Below are 17,462 nucleotides of genomic sequence, written 5' to 3'. Positions count from 1 at the left end.
AGCGTTTTTCACCATGACCAGCGACGCACGAAGCCTCAGCCCCTTGGAACAGCGCGAAAAACGCGCTATCGCCCTACGCATGCGCGAGCAGGGGTATACCTACAGAGCCATCGGCGAAGCCGTTGGCGTTCATCTGCGCACGGTGGCGCATTGGGTCGCGATCGCGGAGCACCAGGGCAAAGAGGCCGCGATCGAAGGTGGCCAGCGCGGATCGCTGCCGGGGGAGCGACGCAGCCTGTCCTCCGAGCAGGAGTCACTGATTCGCACCCTGTTGCTCGACACCATGCCGGATCAGTTGAAGCTGGACTTCGCGCTCTGGACGCGTGATGCGGTGCGCGCCCTGATCGCCCTGCACTGCGGCTTTCAGATGCCTATCCGGACAGTCGGTGAATACCTCAAGCGTTGGGGCTATACCCCACAACGCCCGTTGAAGCGCGCCTACCAGCAGAAGCCCGAGGCGATAAAGCGCTGGCTGGAAACCGAGTATCCGAAGATCGAGCAGCGCGCCAAGGCCGAGGGCGGCGAGATCCACTGGGGCGATGAAACCGGCCTGCGCAGCGACAGTCATGCAGGGCGCAGCTACGCCCCGGCAGGGCGGACGCCCGTACGCGAAGTCAGCGGAAGCCGCTTTGCCACGAACATGATTTCGACGGTGACCAACCGGGGCAAGCTGCGCTTCATGCTGTACCGGGAAACCATGACAGCGGTCGTGCTGATCCGCTTCCTGGGGCGACTGATCCGGGATACCAGCGGGCGCAAGGTCTTCCTGGTCTTGGACAACCTGCGCGTGCACCACAGCAAGAAGGTCAAAGCCTGGCTGGAGGGGCGGCGCGAACGGATTGAGGTGTTCTTTCTGCCCGCCTACGCCCCCGAGCTCAACCCGGACGAATACCTGAATGGCGATCTCAAGCATCAGGTGCGCAGCGGGCCAAGTTTGAAAAGTCGGGATGCGTTGGAAGGCCGAGTCCGCTCGGTCATGCGGCGCCTTCAATCAAAGCCCGAGCGGATTCGTTCCTACTTCCGACATCCCAAAATCGCGTATGCAGCATGATTTGGGGTATTGGGTTGCCGGATTAATAACGCCGTGAACATGTGGCGCACGCTGGCCTGCCGGGTGTGCGCCGCAAGTACCACCTGGGTCGTACCGGACTCCCAAGGTATGGGGCGTGGAGTCCGTATCCGGGGTGAATGCCCGCCTGTCGATTGACGCTTGTCAATATCGCGGCAGGTCGCTCGGCAGCTAATTAAAACATGAACAATAGTCTGAATAACGAGAAGAACAATGCCGCATTTCGTCTGCCAGGAAACAGCCATTCAATATTTAACGAATGAGCCTGCAGGATACGCGCTGGAATAAATGAAACACCGCTATGGCCGCCGTTCGAGAGTTACAGGCCCTAGCGCACAGGTTTTATCGGTCTTGCCGACCCGCCCCGTTATCCGGGGTAGGTAATTTCCATCTCTGCCAGGTATCTGCAATGGGTAACGACCCACTCGCGACAGCTCAGGAATATGTGCTCCAGGATGACGAGTTCCTGATTTCGCGCACCGATCTGAAGGGGCGCATCACCTACGCCAATCCGGCGTTCGTCGCCGTCAGCGGCTTTGACTACGCCGAGCTGCTGGGCGCCGATCACAACATCGTGCGCCATCCGGACATGCCGGCAGCGGCGTTCGCCAACCTGTGGCAGACCATCGCGGCCGGCCAGCTCTGGCGCGGGCTGGTGATGAACCGGCGCAAGAGCGGCGAGTTCTACTGGGTCGACGCCTCGGTGCTGCCCTATTACGAGGACGGTGTGCACACCGGCTACGCCTCGATCCGCGTCAAGGCCGCTCGCGAGGAGATTGCCCGGGCGCAGAGCGCCTATCCGGCGATTGCCCGGGGCGAGCGCGGCGCCATGCAGCTGGATCGCGGGCAACTGGTGCATGGCGGCCTGCTCGGCCGTCTGGAGCGCCTGCACCTGGGCTCGCTCAAGGCGCGGCTGGTCTACCTGACCGCTGCCTGCGCGGCGACCCTGGCCGGCAGCGGCCTGCTGGCGCTGAACGGCCTGGCCAGCGGCGATCCCGACCTGCAGCGCACGCTGCTGGGGGCGCAGTGGGGGCTGATCGGCGGCGGCAGCCTGCTGGCAGTGTGGCTGGGCATCGGCACCGCGCGGGCGATCCTGCGCCCGCTCGACGAGTCGGTGCGCTTCGTCGAGCAGCTGACCACCGGCAACATCGGCTTGCGCTTCAAGGACCTGCAGCGCAACGAGCTGGGCGAGCTGGAGCGTCTGCTCGACACCCTGCGCAAGAGCCTGAGCGGCATCGTCCTGGACATCCACGCCAGCATCGACCGGGTGGCCGGCGCGACGCGCGGCATGGCCGAGGGCAACCTCGACCTTTCGGCACGCACCGAGCAGCAGGCGGCGGCGCTGCAGCAGACCGCGGCGAGCATTGAGCAGATCACCGCCACCGTGCAGCAGAGCGCCCAGCACACCCGCGAGGCGGGCGACCTGGCGGGCCGCGCGGTGGACACCGTCGAGCAGAGCGGCGCGGTGATGGGCGAGGTGGTGGCCACCATGGAGCGCATCACCGGCGGCGCGGCGCAGATGGACCGGGTGATCGGCAGCATCGAGACGCTGGCCTTCCAGACCAACCTGCTGGCCCTCAACGCCTCGATCGAGGCGGCCAAGGCCGGCGAGCAGGGCAGCGGCTTCGCGGTGATCGCCCGCGAGGTACGGACCCTGGCGCAGCGCACCGCGGTGGCCACCGAGGAGGTGCGGGCGCTGATCGAAGGCTCCGCCACGGTGATCGAGAGCGGCGCCGAACAGGTGCGCCAGGCCGAGCATACGCTGCACGAGGTGGTCGGCGCGGTGACCCAGCTGAACGTGATCATGGCCGAACTCGCCGGCGCCGCCGAGGAGCAGGGCAGCGGCATCGCCCAGGTCGGTCAGGCGGTCGGGCAGATGGACCGGGTCACCCAGGAGAACGCCGCGCTGGTGCAGCAGTCGGCGCACCTGGCCCGCCGGCTGGATGCCCAGGGCGCCGAACTGGAGCAGGCGCTGGAGTTCTTCGGCAGCGTGGCGGGTACGCCGGCGGGGCGCCGCCACTGACGCCGGGGCGGCCCCGCCCGTTGCGCCCGGCCGGGCGCGCTGTTCCTGCGCCGGGAATGCGCGCTGCGGCGGGCGCGCACCGGCCGCGGACAATTATTTGCCCGGTGCCGGCAGCGCGGAGTTGTTCGCCGCCGCGACAATCCTTTTAAATGGCTGTCATGAGTTGTCCACAATGGACAATGGCGCTGCGGACTGTCGAGCGGATCGCGCAGTTCTGGCCTGAAGACACGGGAGTCGGTGCCTTCGATGTATAGCGATGAATTGGGTTGCAAGGAACTCGATGGCCTGACGCGCGCGCAATTGCAGAGCCGGGTGTCGGTGCAGGACGCCTTGCTGGCGGCGGCCGTCGACGGGATCGTCGCCATCGATGCTCGCGGCCATGTCCGCCTGTTCAACCGTGCCGCCGAAGTGCTGTTCGGTTATGCCGCCGCCGAAGTGCTCGGCAACAATATCTCGATGCTGATGCCGCAGCCCCACGCCGCGCTGCACGACAGTTACCTGCAGGCCTATGCCGGCGGCGGCAAGGCCGGGATCGTCGGCATCGGCCGCGATGTCGAGGGCCGGCGCAAGAACGGCGAGGTATTTCCCATGCACCTCTCGGTGGGCGTGGCGGAGACCGAGGAGGGCCGGCTGTTCGTCGGCATCTGCCACGACCTGACCAGCTACAAGCAGGCGCTGCTCAACCTGCACCACGCCGAGAAGCGCTACCGCGACATCGTCGAGAGCCAGACCGAGCTGATCATGCGCGTCGACGCCCAGCTGCGGCTGACCTTCTGCAACCCGGCGATGGTGCTGTTCCTCGGCGAAAGCGCCGAGGCGATGCTCGGCAAGAGCCTGCTGGAGTTCATCCACCCCGACGACCGGGTGATCGTCAAGCGCCAGTTCGAGGCGCTGTTCAGCGAGGGCCTGCACCAGCAGTTGCAGATCCGCATGCGCTGCGGCGGCAGCGAGCGCTGGATCGACTGGCGGGTGCGTGCGCTGGGTACGCCGCTGCAGCTCAAGGAGGGCTGGGAGTTCCAGGGGCTGGGTCTGGATATCACCGAGCACGTGCAGGCCCGCGAGCAGGCCGAGTACCTCGCCACCCACGACCCGCTGACCGGGCTGCACAACCGCGCCAGCTTCGTCGAGGGCCTGCGCCTGCTGCTCAGCAACCGGCGCCACGAGGGGCGGCGCAGCGCCCTGCTGCACATCAACCTGGACCGCTTCAAGCTGGCCAACGAGGCGCTCGGCCAGCTGGCCGGCGACCAGATCCTCAAGATGAGCGCCGGGCGTATCCGCGCCAGCCTGTCGCGCCACGACCTGCTGGCGCGCCTGGGCGCCGACCAGTTCGCCGTGCTGGTCGACGACATCGGCAGCGCCAAGCAGGCCGCCGCGCTGGCCCAGCGCATCCTGGCCCGGCTCAGCGAGCCCTACGCGACCGCGGCCGGGCCGTTCAACCTGACCGCCAGCCTGGGCGTCTGCCTGTGCCCGGACGACGGGCGCAACCACGAGCAGCTGCTGCGCAAGGCCGAGGCGGCGATGCACGAGGCCAAGGCCAAGGGCCGCAACGAGCTGGTGTTCTTCAGCGAGCAGTTGCAGGAGCAGCTGCGCTCGGCGCTGGAGCTGGAGCTGGGCATCCGCCAGGCGCTGGCCGGCGACGCCTTCGAGCTGTATTTCCAGCCCAAGTACCGCCTCGACGACGGCCGCCTGCAGGGTATGGAGGTGCTGCTGCGCTGGTTCCATCCCGAGTGGGGCGCGGTGTCGCCGGCGCGCTTCATTCCCTTCGCCGAGAAGCACGGCCTGGCCCGCGGCATCGGCGACTGGGTGCTGCGCCAGACCTGCGCGCAGATCCGCCTCTGGCAGGCGCAGGGGCTGACGGTGCCGCGCCTGGCGGTCAACCTGTCGGCGCAGCACTTCGAGTGCCGCGACCTGCATGGCCAGTTGCGCGCGATCCTCGCCGAGTACGGGGTGCGGCCCGCGCAGCTGGAGCTGGAGATCACCGAGGGCACCGCGCTGGGCAACACCGGCGCGCACCTGGCGCTGCTCCGGCAGCTGCGCGCCGAAGGCTTCGGTCTGGCCATCGACGACTTCGGCACCGGTTATTCCTCGCTCAGCTACCTGACCCGCCTGCCGGCCACCAGCCTGAAGATCGACCGCGCCTTCGTCAGCCGGATCAAGGCCGATACCCGCCACGATCCGGTGGTCGAGGCGGTGATCGTGCTGGGCCATTCGCTGGGCATGGAGGTGGTCGCCGAGGGCGTGGAGAACGCCGCGCAGGCCGAGTTCCTGCGCAGCAAGGGCTGCGATCTGGTACAGGGCTTCCACTTCTCGCGGCCGCTGAACGTCGCCGCCTGCACGGCGCTGCTGGTCGAGCAGGCGCCGCGCTGAGCGCGCGCCGCCCTCGTCGCGCAAGCGGAGCCGCCGGCCATGCAGCCGTGGGGGCTGATTCGGCCCGGGCGTATGGGCAGGCGTTCGCCGCCCGGCCGCGCAGCGACCGCCCCTGGCACCGCCTCGCCAGCGTCGCTCGCGACGCGGGGACGTGGGTGGCATGCTCGGTGCGTTACGCCCCATCCCGGTGCGCGGCATGCCCCGTTGCGCCGCGGGGCTGCACCGCCGTTGTGCGCCGGGGCGGCCGTCGTGCCCGTTCCGTAGTCATGGCACCTTTCTTGCTGTACCGGCTGCATCAGGATTGCCGTTGCAGAGGGGAGCCCATGTCGACATTGAAGAGCAAGGCCATGCCGTTGTCCGCCGCCGAGCGGCGCTGGCTGCCGTGGCTGGGGCGCACCGGCAAGCTGGCGCTGGGCTGGTCGTGCTGGCTGAATCGCGGCACCTATCCGCTGGCCGAGCAGGTCTTCGAGGGCATCGCGCAGACCCGCGTGCGCCTGCTGCAGAGCTGGGCGCGCAGCCAGTGGGCCTATCTGCACGAGCTGGCCGAGGGCCTCAGCCAGGATTTCGCCTGGCTGGACAATGCCCTGCTCGCCGAGCGGCTGCAGCGGGCCTCGGACTTTTCCGAGCTGTTCGTGGCCTCGCCGAGCGGCGTGGTGCTGGCCTCCAGCTGGGCCGCGCACTGCGAGGCCAGCGACCTCGACCCGCGCGCGCTGGCCGCCGGCCTGCGTAAGCCGTTCCTCCATGGGCCCTACCGCGATCCGCTGACGCTGGAAATCGGCCCGTCCAGCTCGCGCTTCCACGACGAGGTGACGCTGATGTTCTACCAGCCGATCCGGCGCGACGGCCAGGTGCTCGGCTGCCTGTGCGGGCGGGTGCCCAACGACGTGCTGGGCGACCTGATCCAGCGCGAGGCCGGCCATGTCTATCCTGATTCCGGCGACAACTATCTGTTCATGGTCGAGGCGCGCTTCGAACCGCACATCGCCCCCGGCACCGCGCTGTCGCGCTCGCGCTTCGAGGACAGCACCTTCAGCCTCGGCGAGAACCTCAAGAGCGGCGTGCACACCCGCTGGTCGACGGTGCAGGTGCGGCGCCACACCGAGCTGGAGCTGCGCTTCGTCGACCCGGCTACCGGCGAGCTGCACCCGGGGGTGCGCGAGACCATCCGCAACGGCAGCAACCTGTTCGTCACCTACCCGGGCTACTCCGACTACCGGCACGTGCCGGTGGTCGGCAAGGGGGTGACCTTCCAGCTGCCCTGCTCGCCGGACCGCTGGGGGATGATGTGCGAGGCCGACCTGGAGGAGGTCTACCGGCGCCGCTCGCTGACCCTCGGTCTGGTGCGTACCTTCATCCTCGCCATGGGCGGCTGGCTGGCCGCCAGCAGCCTGCTCAAGCACTACAGCGGCCTGCCCGAGGGCACCCTGGAGCTGCTCGAAGTCGGCCTGCTGGCGCTGTCCAGCCTGCTGTTCGTGACCTTCGGCCCGCGCCGTCTGGCGCGCCGCCTCGACGAGATGACCGGGGTGATCCGCGGCATTGCCGAGGGCGGCGGCAACCTCAGCCAGCGCCTGGACGGCAGCCGGATGAGCAACGACGAGACCGGCGACATGGCGCGCTGGATCAACAGCTTCATCGACAACCTCGACAACACCGTGGGCGAGGTGATCGGCGCCTCCCATGCGGTGGGGCAGACCAACGAGCAGATGCTCGGCCGCAACGCCGAGGCCTGCGCCACCTCGCTGGCGATGACCGGGGCGATGGGCGAGATGCTGCGCATGGTCGAGGCGCAGCTGGGCGAGATCCAGCAGGCCTCGCTGACCGCCGAGGAGATGCAGCGGGCGATGGATGCGGTGATCGGCAGCGCCCGCGAGAGCACCCAGGCGATCCGCGACGTGGTGGAGCGCTCGGCCGGCAGCGTGCAGTCGCTGGACAGCCGCATGGGGCAGATCGGCAGCATCGTTTCGCTGATCAGCGAGGTGACCGTGCAGACCAACCTGCTGGCGCTCAACGCGGCCATCGAGGCGGCCCGCGCCGGTCAGCACGGCCGCGGCTTCGCGGTGGTCGCCGGGGAAATCCGCAGCCTGGCCTCGCGCACCGCCGGCGCCGCCGACGAGATCCGCCGGGTGGTCGAGGGGCTGCAGGCCGAGACTCGCGATGCGGTGGCCTTCATGAACGGCGGGGTGGCCAACGTCGATGCCAGCCTGCGCCAGTCCGAGCAGGACGGCTCGGCGAACAGGCGCCTGCAGCAGGCGGTGGCGCAGATGTTCGAGCTGATCACCCGTCTGGCCCAGCGCAGCGCCCACTACGGCAAGACGGTGCACAACGTCGACCAGGCGGCGCAGGAGATGCAGGAGATCCTGCGCAACCTGGCCGGCAGCTCGGCCAGCGTGCGCCACGACACCGGCAAGCTGCGCCAGTTGGTCGGGCAGTTCAAGGTCAGCCAGGCGTAGCGCCGGGCTGGACGGGTCGCCGGCCGGTGCTTGGCGCCGCGGCGGCGGCTCATGGGCGCAGCTCCGGCGGCGTCGCTCAGCCGAGGGTTTCCTGCAGCTCGGCGTGGCGCGGCAGGAACTTGAGCATCGCCGCCAGCGACATCGGCCGGGCCAGGTAGTAGCCCTGGTACTGCGCCACCCCCAGGCGGCGCAGCAGGTCGAGCTGCTCGCGGGTTTCCACGCCCTCGGCGACGGTGCCGATGCCCAGCGAGCGGCACAGGTCGACGATGCCGGTGAGCAGGCGCTGCGACTTGACGTCCAGGTCGACGTCGATCAGGAAGCTGCGGTCGATCTTGATGGTGTCGAAGGGCAGTCGGCGTAGGTAGCCGAGGGAGGAGTAGCCGGTGCCGAAGTCGTCCATGACGATCGGGAAGCCCTGTTCGCGCAGGGCGGTCAGGTGCTGCACCGGGGCGTCGGATTCCTGCAGGAAGATCGACTCGGTGACCTCCAGCTCCAGCTGTGCCGGGGTGATCCCGGCGTTCATGCAGGCGCTGTGCAGCACCTCGCCGAGACGGTCGTCCATCACCTGCCAGGCGGAGATATTCACCGCCACCGGCAGTGGCCGTCCGGCGGCGGCCAGGCAGGCGGCGTAGTCGGCGGCGCGGCGGATCGCCAGGCGGCCGAGGCCCACGGCCATGCCGTTCTGCTCGGCCAGCGGGACGAACACGCCGGGGGAGATCACCCCGTTGAGGGCGGTTTCCCAGCGCGCCAGCAGCTCGGCACCGACCACCTCGCCGCGGGCGTTGAACTTGGGCTGCAGTACGAAATCCAGCTCCTCGTTGTCGATCGCCGTGCGCAGCTGGGCGAGCAGGGTGACGCGCTCCAGGGCGTCGGCGGTCAGCCCCGGGTGGTAGACCTTGCAGCGGTTCTTGCCGGCGTGCTTGGCGGCGTACATGGCGGCGTCGGCGTGGCGCAGGATGGTTTCCGCGTCGCTGCCGTCCTCGGGGGCGAAGGCGATGCCGATGCTGCCGGAGATACTGATGCGGTGGCCGCGGATCTGCATGTCCTGGCTGAGCTGGTGGAGCAGGCGCTCGGCCAGTTGCAGGGTCTGCTCGCGGTCGGCGCCGACCCGCTGCAGGGCGACGAACTCGTCGCCGCCCCAACGCGCCAGCAGGCCGTTGTCGGCCAGCAGCGGGCCGAGGCGCGCGGCGACGATGCGCAGCAGCTCGTCGCCGGCCTGGTGGCCGAGGGAGTCGTTGACCTGCTTGAAGCCGTCCAGGTCGATGAACAGCACCGCCAGTTGCCGGTTGGCGTCGACCTTGCGCAGCTGCAGGCTGAGCTGCTGCTGCAGGCTGCTGCGGTTGGGCAGCTCGGTCAGCGCGTCGAAGCGCGCGACCCGTTCCAGGGCGGTTTCGGTGCGCTTGCGGTCGGTGATGTCGCGCAGGGTGGCGATCAGGTAGGACAGCGTGCTGTCCTCGGCGGCGAAGCGGCTGAGGGTCAGCTCGACCGGCACCTCGACGCCGCTGCGCGCGCGCAGGCGGGTTTCGCACTGGGCATGGCCGCCGTCGTCGAAGCGCTGCTGCAGGTTGTCGGGCAGCCGCAGGTAGTCGGACAGCGCGCGGCCGGGCAGGCCCTGTTCGCCGGTGAGCTGCTGGAAGGCGTCGTTGGCCTCGATGATCTGCCAGTTGTCGCGCAGCACCAGCATGGCGTCGCGCGAGCTGGCGAAGGCCGAGGCCATCAGGCGGAAGGAGTATTCGGCCTCGCGGTGCGCGGTGATGTCCTTGACCGTGCCGACGATGCGCTGCGCGGTGCCGTCGGCGCTGAGTTCGACGGCCTTGCCGCGCACGCGGATCCAGCGCCAGTGGCGGCGGCTGTTGCTGACCCGGATGGCCAGGTCGAGGGGTTCGCTGGCGCCGGCGGCGTGCATGCGCCAGCTCAGCCAGAAGCGGTCGCGGTCGTCGGGGTGCAGGTGCTGCGCCAGTTGCTGTAGGGAGCCGCTGGCGACCCGTGGCGGCAGGTCCGGGTTGGCGAAGCTGCGGGTGATGTAGGTGTCGTCTTCGGCCGACCATTCCCAGATCGATTCGCCGCTGGCCCACAGGGCCATTTCCAGCAGGCGCTGGGTGTCGGAGGAGCGCAGCAGCGCTTCGTAGACTTCGCTGCTCTTGCTACTGAGCAGGGTCTCGGCGGCCTTGCGGGCGGCGCGTTCGCGCGCCAGGCGGCGTTCGAGCAGGGCGATGGCGTGGGAGTCGGGGGACTTGGAGCTCATGGGGATTGACGCTGCCGCTCGTACCGGGGACGGATGGGCTGCACGGCGCGGAGAGGGCCTGCGGCTGCGGAGGGCATCGCTGTCGCGGTGCGGGCGCTGACGATCGTCCTCGGCATGTGGCGATTCCCTTCCGAGCCTTGAAGTTGGGCTGTGCGAGCCGGTGGCGCAGTATAGGCCGGCGGGGCGGGGCGTCACCAGTGCGGATGCGCACCGGCCGCTCTGCGTGACGGGCGCGCAATGCAAAAGCCCCGGCGCTGGGCCGGGGCTTTTGACGATGTTCGATGGTGCCCAGGGACGGAATCGAACCGCCGACACGGGGATTTTCAATCCCCTGCTCTACCAACTGAGCTACCTGGGCGAATCAGGGATCGGGCACCTGAAACAAGTGGTGCCCAGGGACGGAATCGAACCGCCGACACGGGGATTTTCAATCCCCTGCTCTACCAACTGAGCTACCTGGGCAACAACGGGCGGCATTAAACCGTCTTTCCCGTTGCGCAGTCAACCGTCGCCGCGAAAAAAATCAGTTTTTTTCAGACACTTGCGGCCGTGACGGGTCAGGCGCTGGGCGGCACGTAGCCTTCCGCCTGGGCGTACTCCTCGCCGGCGAGGAACTTGTCCATTTCCGCCTGGATGAACTTGCGATCCTCGCCGTCCATCATGTTCAGCCGGCGCTCGTTGATCAGCATGGTCTGGTGTTTCTGCCACTCTTCCCAGGCCTGCCTGGAGACGTTGTTGAAGATGTCCTCGCCCTTGGGGCCGGGGTAGGGCGGACGCTCCAGGCCGGGGAGCTGTTGGTTGTACTTGCGGCACATCACCATGCGGGTCATCGGGTCTCTCCTCGAAACGGGGGCGAAAGGCGCAGCCGTCAGGCGGCCGGGGGCTGCAGGGCGGCCTGCGCGTGCTTGAGCAGTTTCTTCACCGGGGCGGCGAGCCCCAGGCGCGGCGGGCTGGCGAGGTTATACCAGAGCCAGTCGCCCTCGGCCACGGCGTAGCCGAGCGGCTGCGCGGCGACCAGCAGCGGCTCGATGTGCAGCTGGAAATGGCTGAAGGTGTGCAGCAGCGCCGGCAGCGGCTGCGCCTCGCCCAGGCGCAGATTATGACGGCGCGCCAGGGCGTCGAGGGCTTCGCGCTGCTCCAGCTCCGGCAGGCTCCATAGGCCGCCCCACAGCCCGCTCGGCGGGCGGCGGTAGAGCAGGATGGCGCCCTTGCCGTCGTGCAGCAGCGGCATCAGCGTGCGGCGCTGCGGCAGCTCGCGGCGCGGCTTGGGTTGCGGGTAGTCCTTCTCGCGGCCGAGGCGGTGGGCCTGGCAGTCCTCGACCAGCGGGCAGAGCAGGCAGCTCGGCTTGCTGCGGGTGCACAGGGTGGCGCCCAGATCCATCATCGCCTGGGTGTAGTGGTTGACCCGCGCCTGCGGGGTCAGGCGTTCGGCGGCGGCCCACAGCTGCGCGGCGACGCGGGTCTCGCCAGGATAGCCGTCCTGGGCCAGGTAGCGGGCCAGCACGCGCTTGACGTTGCCGTCGAGGATCGGCGCGCGCAGGCCCATGGCGATGCTGGCGATGGCGCCGGCGGTGGAGCGGCCGATGCCCGGCAGCTCGGCCAGCGCCTCCACTGAGCGGGGGAACTCGCCGCCGTGCTGGGCGACGACGATCTTCGCCGCCTTGTGCAGGTTGCGCGCGCGGCTGTAGTAGCCGAGTCCGGTCCACAGGTGCAGCACCTCGTCCTCGGCAGCGGCGGCCAGCGCCTGCACGCTCGGCAGGGCGGCCATGAAGCGGTCGTAGTAGCCGAGCACGGTGGCCACCTGGGTCTGCTGCAGCATGATTTCCGACACCCAGACCCGGTAGGGGGTGATGTCCTGCTGCCAGGGCAGGTCGTGGCGGCCGTGCTGGTCGAACCAGGCGAGCACGCGGGCGGCGAAGTCGGCGGTGGGGGCGGGTGCGGTCATGGGCGTCATGGCGGTGGGAGGCGGAAGGGGTTCGGCCGCCATGCTACAGGGAGCGGCGGCCGAATTCGTCCCCGGGGTGGCGCGGCTCAGCGCTGGAACAGGCCGCGCAGCGCGTCCTTGAGCTCCGGACTGACCTTGTCGCCGAGTTTCTCGTCGAGCTTTTCGCTGAGCTTCTCGCCGGCCAGACGGGCGGCGATCTTGCCCAGTCCGTCCTGATCGAGGCGGCAGGCGCGCGCGCCCAGCTCCAGCGGACCGCGGCAGCGCAGCGGCCATTCCAGGCCGACGTAGCGGGCGCTGACCTGGCAGGCCGGGTCGGGCATCTCGCGGGCATCGCCCTCGATGACCACGCCGAGGCGATAGTCGAGGCCGAGCACGCGCAGGTCGACGTCGCCCTGGCCGTTGACCGCTAGACCCGGGATGCGCGCGCGCAGGTCGCGGTTGCGGGCCACGCCGTCCTGCAGTTGCAGGCTGCCGCTCAGCTCGCGCAGTGCGGTGTCGCGCGCGGCGAAGTCGCTGCTCGGCACCTTGCGGTTGAGCAGGGCGATGCCGCGGCACAGCTGCTGTTCGAGGTTGGCGTCGGGCAGCACGCCGTTGTCGAGCGCGAAACTGGCGCTGCCGGCGAGGCTGTCGATCAGCGCCTGCTCGCTGTTGCCGCGCGCCTGCAGGTCGGCCTGCAGCTGCAGGTTGCCGCGCAGCGGCGCCGGCTGCTCGGGTTTGAAGGCCTGCAGCAGGCGCTCCAGCGGCAGCCCTTCAAGCTCCGGGCGCAGCTGCAGCAGCGGCTGCTCGCCGCGCGCGTCGAGGCTGCCGGCGAAGGCGAAGCGACCGTCGAACAGCGTGCCGTCGAGGCGTTCGAGGTGCAGCTGGCCGCCGGCGGCGCGCAGGCGCAGGCGGGTGTCTTCCAGCGGCAGCTGGCGCAGGGTCAGGTGGGCGAACTGCAGGTCGAGTTCGGCGTCCAGGCTGCGCAAGCGCTCCAGCGGCAGCAGCGCCGCGCGGCTCCAGACCGCCTCGGCCGGCGCCTCCGGCAGCGGTGTGCTGCCCTCGCCGGGGCGCTGCAGGCTATCGGCGACCTGCGCCTGGCGGCTGCGGGCGGCGGCGTCCGGTTTGGCCGGCGGCGCCAGGTAGCGGTCCAGATCGAGGCGGTCGCCCTTGAGCTGGGCGCGCAGGCGCTGCCGGGCGAAGTCGTCGAGCGCCAGACGGCCCTCGATGCGGCTGTCGTCGAGCTGCAGCTTGAGGTCGTCGAGGCTCAGGCTGTCGGCCGTGCCGCTGAGCCGGGCGACCAGCGCGGCGCGGCGCAGGGTGCCGGGGTCGGCCATCGCCGGCAGCTCCTGGCCGATGCCTTCGAGAAAGGCGCGCAGGTCGAATTCGGCGAGCGACAGGCCGCCTTCGAGCTTGGGCGCGCGGTCCAGTTCGCGCAGCTTCAGCTCGCCGAGGGCGTCGAGCTGGTTGGCGCGCAGCTTGAGGGCGTTCCATTCGGCGACCTGGGCGGCTAGGTCGACCAGCAGGTCGCCTTGGGCGTCGAAGTTCAGGGTCCGGTTGGCCAGCGGTTGGCCGGAGATGTCGCCCTGCAGGCGCGCCTCCTCCAGCTGGTAGCGCTGCAGGGCGCGGTCGAAGCGCAGCTGGCCGAGCAGCTCGGCGCGGGCGCGCAGCAGCGGCTGGTTGCTGGCGAAGAAGCCGCTGATCCGCAGCGGGATCGCCGCGCCTTCGCGGATCGCGCCGCTGCGCAGGTCGATGCCTTCGAGGCTGAACCGGCGGTTGCCGGCGGCGTCGCGGTAGTCGATGCGCGCGTTGCTCAGCGCCAGGCTGTCGATGTTCAGGCGCAGCGCTGGGGCGCGGCTGTCGCTGTTCGCCTCGGTGGCGGCGGCGCTGGCGGCGTTTTCGCCGGCCGGCGCGGCCGCGGCGCCGGGCTGCGCTGCGGCCGGGCGACCGAGGCCTTCCCAGTTGCCGCGACCCTGGGCGTCGCGCTGCAGGTCGAGGCGCAGGCCGTCGATGCGGATGTCGCTCATCTCCACCTCGCGGCGCAGCAGCGGCAGCACCCGCACCGCCAGGCCCAGCATGTCGACCTCGGCGAACGGCTGGTCGGGACGCTCGCTGCGCGCCAAGCTGGCGTCGTGGATCTGCAGGCCGAGCCAGGGGAACAGGCTCCAGCCGAGCGGGCCGCGCAGGTCCAGCTCCAGGCCGGCGCGGTCGCGGGCCAGCTGACGGATCTCGGCCTTGTAGTCGTTGGGGTCGAAGAACTGGGTGACGGCCACGCCCAGCGCGATCAGCAGCAGGAACAGACCGAGCAGCAGGGCGCCGAGCAGCTTGCCGAGGTTTTTCATCGGGGAGCGATCCTTGTGCGGGGCGGAAACCGGCCCTGGAGTATATCGGGCCGCGGCCCGCCTATGACCGACAGGCCGCGCCGGTGTTCCGCGCCTGGCGTCTCAGGTGGCGGCCCTGCGCGGCGGCGCGGCGGATGTCAGTGCTGCTCGTCCAGCGGCAGGGCCAGGCGCTTCGCCCAGGCCTGGACTTCCAGCTGCTGCGCCGGCGCCAGCAGGCGCAGCGGCGCGCCGGCGCTCTCGGCCTGCTGGCGGGCGGCGGCGACCAGTCGGGCGGCCACGCCGCGCCCGCGGGTGATCTTGCGCACGCACAGGTGCGAGAGTCGCCAGCCATCGCTGCCCGGCTCCAGCCAGGCGGCGCCGAGCAGGCGGTCGTTGAAGCGCCCGGCGATCAGTCGGCCGCCGGCCAGGCCGGCGTCGATCAGCGCCTGCGCATCGGCATGGGGCGTCAGCAGCCAGGCCGGGGCGTCGGCGTAGATTTTCTCCAGGTCGAGACGATCCTGCGCGCTGGGCTGGGTGACGGCTTCGACGATGACGGGCATGGCGGGCTCCGGGCGGTGAAAGGCAGACGGCGATTGTATGCCTTTGCGCGCAGCCCTGCGCGCCGGGCGCGTCGGTAGCCCGTAGGGGCGGCTGCGGCCTATAATGGCGCCTCAATTCGCCCCGTGATTCTGTGGAGCTGGCAATGGCCGAACGCAAGGCGTCCGTCGAGCGCAACACCCTGGAAACCCAGGTCAAGGTTTCCATCAACCTGGATGGCACCGGCAAGGCCCGATTCGACATCGGTGTACCCTTCCTCGAGCACATGCTCGACCAGATCGCCCGCCACGGGCTGATCGACCTGGACATCGAGTGCAAGGGCGACCTGCACATCGACGACCACCACACCGTGGAGGACGTCGGCATCACCCTCGGCCAGGCCTTCGCCAAGGCCATCGGCGACAAGAAGGGCATCGTCCGCTACGGCCACTCCTACGTGCCGCTGGACGAGGCGCTGTCGCGCGTGGTGATCGACTTCTCCGGCCGTCCCGGCCTGACCATGCATGTGCCCTACACCCGCGCCACGGTCGGCGGCTTCGACGTCGACCTGTTCCAGGAGTTCTTCCAGGGCTTCGTCAACCACGCCCTGGTGACCCTGCACATCGATACCCTGCGCGGCACCAACACCCACCACCAGATCGAGACGGTGTTCAAGGCCTTCGGCCGCGCCCTGCGCATGGCGCTGACCGAGGACCCGCGGATGGCCGGGCAGATGCCCTCCACCAAAGGGTGCCTGTGATGCAGACCGTCGCCGTCATCGACTACGGCATGGGCAACCTGCACTCGGTGGCCAAGGCGCTGGAGCACGTCGGCGCCGGCCGGGTGCTGGTGACCAGCGACGCGCAGACCATCCGCGAGGCCGACCGCGTGGTGTTCCCCGGCGTCGGTGCGATCCGCGACTGCATGGCCGAGATCCGTCGCCTGGGCTTCGACGAGCTGGTGCGCGAGGTCAGCGCCGACCGCCCGTTCCTCGGCATCTGCGTCGGCATGCAGGCGCTGCTCGAGCGCAGCGAGGAGAACGGCGGGGTCGACTGCATCGGCCTGTTCCCAGGCCAGGTGCGTTTCTTCGGCAAGGACATGGTCGAGGATGGCGAGCAGCTCAAGGTGCCGCACATGGGCTGGAACGAGGTCGAGCAGAGCCTCGACCACCCGCTGTGGCACGAGATCCCCGACCGCGGGCGCTTCTACTTCGTGCACAGCTACTACATCGAGGCCGGCAACCCGGCGCAGGTGGCCGGGCGCGGCCACTACGGCAAGGACTTCGCCGCCGCGCTGGCCGACGGCTCGCGCTTCGCCGTGCAGTTCCACCCGGAGAAGAGCCACAGCCACGGCCTGCAGCTGCTGCAGAACTTCGTGAGCTGGGACGGCCGCCGGTAATGAGCCGGGCCAAGGGCAAGGCGCCGCTCCTCGCGCTGGACCGCGCGCAGGAGCAGGCGGCGCAGCAGATCCTCAAGGACTTCCTGGCCGAGCGTTTCGAGCTGGAACTGGGCGCCTTCGAAGCCCAGGAGCTGCTGGATCTGTTCGCTCGCGACATTGCCCCGTACTTCTACAACAAGGCGATCCTCGATGTGCAGGCGCACCTGAAAGACAGGTTCGAGAGCATCGAGAGCGACTTGTGGGCGCTCGAAAAGAGCTGACCCGTCACCGATTCCAACCGACTTGAACAGGTTCGAGCAATGCTGATCATCCCCGCAATCGATCTGAAGGACGGCGCCTGCGTGCGCCTGCGTCAGGGCCTGATGGACGACGCCACGGTGTTTTCCGACGACCCGGTGGCGATGGCCGCCAAGTGGGTCGAGGCCGGCTGCCGCCGCCTGCACCTGGTCGACCTCAACGGCGCCTTCGAGGGCCAGCCGGTCAACGGCGAGGTGGTCACCGCCATCGCCGCGCGCTACCCGAACCTGCCGATCCAGATCGGCGGCGGCATCCGCTCGCTGGAAACCATCGAGCACTACGTGCGCGCCGGGGTCAGCTACGTGATCATCGGCACCAAGGCGGTCAAGCAGCCGGAATTCGTCGCCGAGGCCTGCAAGGCGTTCCCCGGCAAGGTGATCGTCGGCCTGGACGCCAAGGACGGCTTCGTCGCCACCGACGGCTGGGCGGAAGTCTCCAGCGTGCAGGCCTCCGACCTGGCCAAGCGCTTCGAGGCCGACGGCGTCTCGGCGATCGTCTACACCGACATCGCCAAGGACGGCATGATGCAGGGCTGCAACGTCGAGGCCACCGTGGCCCTGGCCAACGCCAGCTGCATCCCGGTGATTGCCTCCGGCGGCATCCACAACCTCGGCGACATCCGCAAGCTGCTCGACACCCGCAACGCCGGCATCGTCGGCGCTATTACCGGCCGCGCCATCTACGAGGGCACCCTCGACGTGGCCGAAGCCCAGGCGCTGTGCGATAGCTTCAAAGGCTGATGTGAGCCGTAGGGTGGACAACGCTCTGCTTGTCCACCGTCAACCCGGTGACTCGGTGGACAACGCTGCGCGGTTGTCCACCCTACGAGAGAGA

Annotated in this window: 13 protein-coding genes and 2 tRNA genes; 8 read left to right on the top strand and 7 right to left on the bottom strand. The window is 69.5% G+C overall.

Going from position 1 to position 17,462, the window contains the following annotated elements:
• The first annotated feature begins 13 nt into the window (after positions 1-13).
• The 4 genes from BLU22_RS03210 to BLU22_RS03195 all read left to right on the top strand — a co-directional run bounded on the left by BLU22_RS03210 (position 14) and on the right by BLU22_RS03195 (position 7,909).
• Entirely contained in the window at positions 14-1,051 is a 1,038-nt protein-coding gene (locus BLU22_RS03210) for an IS630 family transposase (RefSeq protein WP_090211663.1), read from the top strand.
• Between the two features lie 427 nt (positions 1,052-1,478).
• A complete protein-coding gene (locus BLU22_RS03205) occupies positions 1,479-3,092 on the top strand; it encodes a methyl-accepting chemotaxis protein (protein ID WP_162274130.1) in 1,614 nt (537 codons plus the stop codon).
• Between the two features lie 246 nt (positions 3,093-3,338).
• Positions 3,339-5,459: a putative bifunctional diguanylate cyclase/phosphodiesterase gene (locus tag BLU22_RS03200; protein WP_090212071.1), complete on the top strand. Its 2,121-nt coding sequence runs from the start codon at positions 3,339-3,341 to the stop codon at positions 5,457-5,459.
• 323 nt (positions 5,460-5,782) lie between these two features.
• Positions 5,783-7,909 carry a methyl-accepting chemotaxis protein gene (locus BLU22_RS03195; protein WP_090212069.1) on the top strand — a complete coding sequence of 709 codons (2,127 nt, stop codon included), beginning with the start codon at positions 5,783-5,785 and terminating at the stop codon, positions 7,907-7,909.
• A gap of 76 nt (positions 7,910-7,985) precedes the next feature.
• On the opposite strand, the gene BLU22_RS03190 is transcribed toward BLU22_RS03195, so the two are convergent.
• The 7 genes from BLU22_RS03190 to BLU22_RS03160 form a co-directional block, all read right to left on the bottom strand.
• Complete coding sequence (locus tag BLU22_RS03190; protein WP_090212068.1) at positions 7,986-10,154, bottom strand: putative bifunctional diguanylate cyclase/phosphodiesterase; 2,169 nt, start codon at positions 10,152-10,154, stop codon at positions 7,986-7,988.
• A 282-nt stretch (positions 10,155-10,436) separates the two neighbouring features.
• Positions 10,437-10,512, bottom strand: a tRNA-Phe gene (locus tag BLU22_RS03185).
• 28 nt (positions 10,513-10,540) lie between these two features.
• Positions 10,541-10,616: transfer RNA gene (locus tag BLU22_RS03180), tRNA-Phe, on the bottom strand.
• A 95-nt stretch (positions 10,617-10,711) separates the two neighbouring features.
• A complete protein-coding gene (locus BLU22_RS03175; RefSeq protein ID WP_090212066.1) occupies positions 10,712-10,984 on the bottom strand; it encodes an oxidative damage protection protein in 273 nt (90 codons plus the stop codon).
• 38 nt (positions 10,985-11,022) lie between these two features.
• Entirely contained in the window at positions 11,023-12,099 is a 1,077-nt protein-coding gene (gene mutY / locus BLU22_RS03170) for an A/G-specific adenine glycosylase (protein WP_090212064.1), read from the bottom strand.
• Between the two features lie 86 nt (positions 12,100-12,185).
• The gene (locus tag BLU22_RS03165) at positions 12,186-14,417 is read right to left on the bottom strand and encodes an AsmA family protein (RefSeq protein WP_090212062.1); all 2,232 of its coding nucleotides are present in this window, start codon (positions 14,415-14,417) and stop codon (positions 12,186-12,188) included.
• 137 nt (positions 14,418-14,554) lie between these two features.
• Complete coding sequence (locus tag BLU22_RS03160) at positions 14,555-14,956, bottom strand: acetyl-CoA sensor PanZ family protein (protein WP_090212060.1); 402 nt, start codon at positions 14,954-14,956, stop codon at positions 14,555-14,557.
• 143 nt (positions 14,957-15,099) lie between these two features.
• On the opposite strand from BLU22_RS03160, the gene hisB reads away from it, so the two are divergent.
• Genes hisB through hisA form a run of 4 tightly spaced genes read left to right on the top strand, consistent with a single transcriptional unit; the run spans position 15,100 to position 17,368 of the window.
• A complete protein-coding gene (hisB, locus tag BLU22_RS03155) occupies positions 15,100-15,693 on the top strand; it encodes an imidazoleglycerol-phosphate dehydratase HisB (RefSeq protein WP_090212059.1) in 594 nt (197 codons plus the stop codon).
• Positions 15,693-16,331 carry an imidazole glycerol phosphate synthase subunit HisH gene (gene hisH, locus BLU22_RS03150; protein ID WP_090212057.1) on the top strand — a complete coding sequence of 213 codons (639 nt, stop codon included), beginning with the start codon at positions 15,693-15,695 and terminating at the stop codon, positions 16,329-16,331. The genes hisB and hisH overlap by 1 nt, the downstream gene beginning before the upstream one ends.
• Positions 16,331-16,591, top strand: coding sequence for a DUF2164 domain-containing protein (locus BLU22_RS03145; protein ID WP_090212056.1), 261 nt, complete (start codon positions 16,331-16,333; stop codon positions 16,589-16,591). The genes hisH and BLU22_RS03145 overlap by 1 nt, the downstream gene beginning before the upstream one ends.
• Positions 16,592-16,630: 39 nt before the next feature.
• Positions 16,631-17,368 (top strand): 1-(5-phosphoribosyl)-5-[(5-phosphoribosylamino)methylideneamino]imidazole-4-carboxamide isomerase, encoded by a 738-nt coding sequence (gene hisA / locus BLU22_RS03140; RefSeq protein ID WP_090212055.1) that lies wholly within the window; start codon positions 16,631-16,633, stop codon positions 17,366-17,368.
• Positions 17,369-17,462 lie beyond the last annotated feature (94 nt).

Origin of the sequence: Pseudomonas guangdongensis (assembly GCF_900105885.1) — a bacterium.
In the GTDB taxonomy this organism is placed as follows: Bacteria; Pseudomonadota; Gammaproteobacteria; order Pseudomonadales; family Pseudomonadaceae; genus Geopseudomonas; species Geopseudomonas guangdongensis.
This window is presented reverse-complemented; position numbering and strand designations above follow the sequence as displayed.

Bases quoted from the DNA above. Each gene is read 5' to 3' on its own strand.
- BLU22_RS03210 (WP_090211663.1), top strand. From the start codon at position 14: ATGACCAGCGACGCACGAAGCCTCAGCCCCTTGGAACAGCGCGAAAAA.
- BLU22_RS03205 (WP_162274130.1), top strand. From the start codon at position 1,479: ATGGGTAACGACCCACTCGCGACAGCTCAGGAATATGTGCTCCAGGAT.
- BLU22_RS03200 (WP_090212071.1), top strand. From the start codon at position 3,339: ATGTATAGCGATGAATTGGGTTGCAAGGAACTCGATGGCCTGACGCGC.
- BLU22_RS03195 (WP_090212069.1), top strand. From the start codon at position 5,783: ATGTCGACATTGAAGAGCAAGGCCATGCCGTTGTCCGCCGCCGAGCGG.
- BLU22_RS03190 (WP_090212068.1), bottom strand. From the start codon at position 10,154: ATGAGCTCCAAGTCCCCCGACTCCCACGCCATCGCCCTGCTCGAACGC.
- BLU22_RS03175 (WP_090212066.1), bottom strand. From the start codon at position 10,984: ATGACCCGCATGGTGATGTGCCGCAAGTACAACCAACAGCTCCCCGGC.
- mutY (WP_090212064.1), bottom strand. From the start codon at position 12,099: ATGACCGCACCCGCCCCCACCGCCGACTTCGCCGCCCGCGTGCTCGCC.
- BLU22_RS03165 (WP_090212062.1), bottom strand. From the start codon at position 14,417: ATGAAAAACCTCGGCAAGCTGCTCGGCGCCCTGCTGCTCGGTCTGTTC.
- BLU22_RS03160 (WP_090212060.1), bottom strand. From the start codon at position 14,956: ATGCCCGTCATCGTCGAAGCCGTCACCCAGCCCAGCGCGCAGGATCGT.
- hisB (WP_090212059.1), top strand. From the start codon at position 15,100: ATGGCCGAACGCAAGGCGTCCGTCGAGCGCAACACCCTGGAAACCCAG.
- hisH (WP_090212057.1), top strand. From the start codon at position 15,693: ATGCAGACCGTCGCCGTCATCGACTACGGCATGGGCAACCTGCACTCG.
- BLU22_RS03145 (WP_090212056.1), top strand. From the start codon at position 16,331: ATGAGCCGGGCCAAGGGCAAGGCGCCGCTCCTCGCGCTGGACCGCGCG.
- hisA (WP_090212055.1), top strand. From the start codon at position 16,631: ATGCTGATCATCCCCGCAATCGATCTGAAGGACGGCGCCTGCGTGCGC.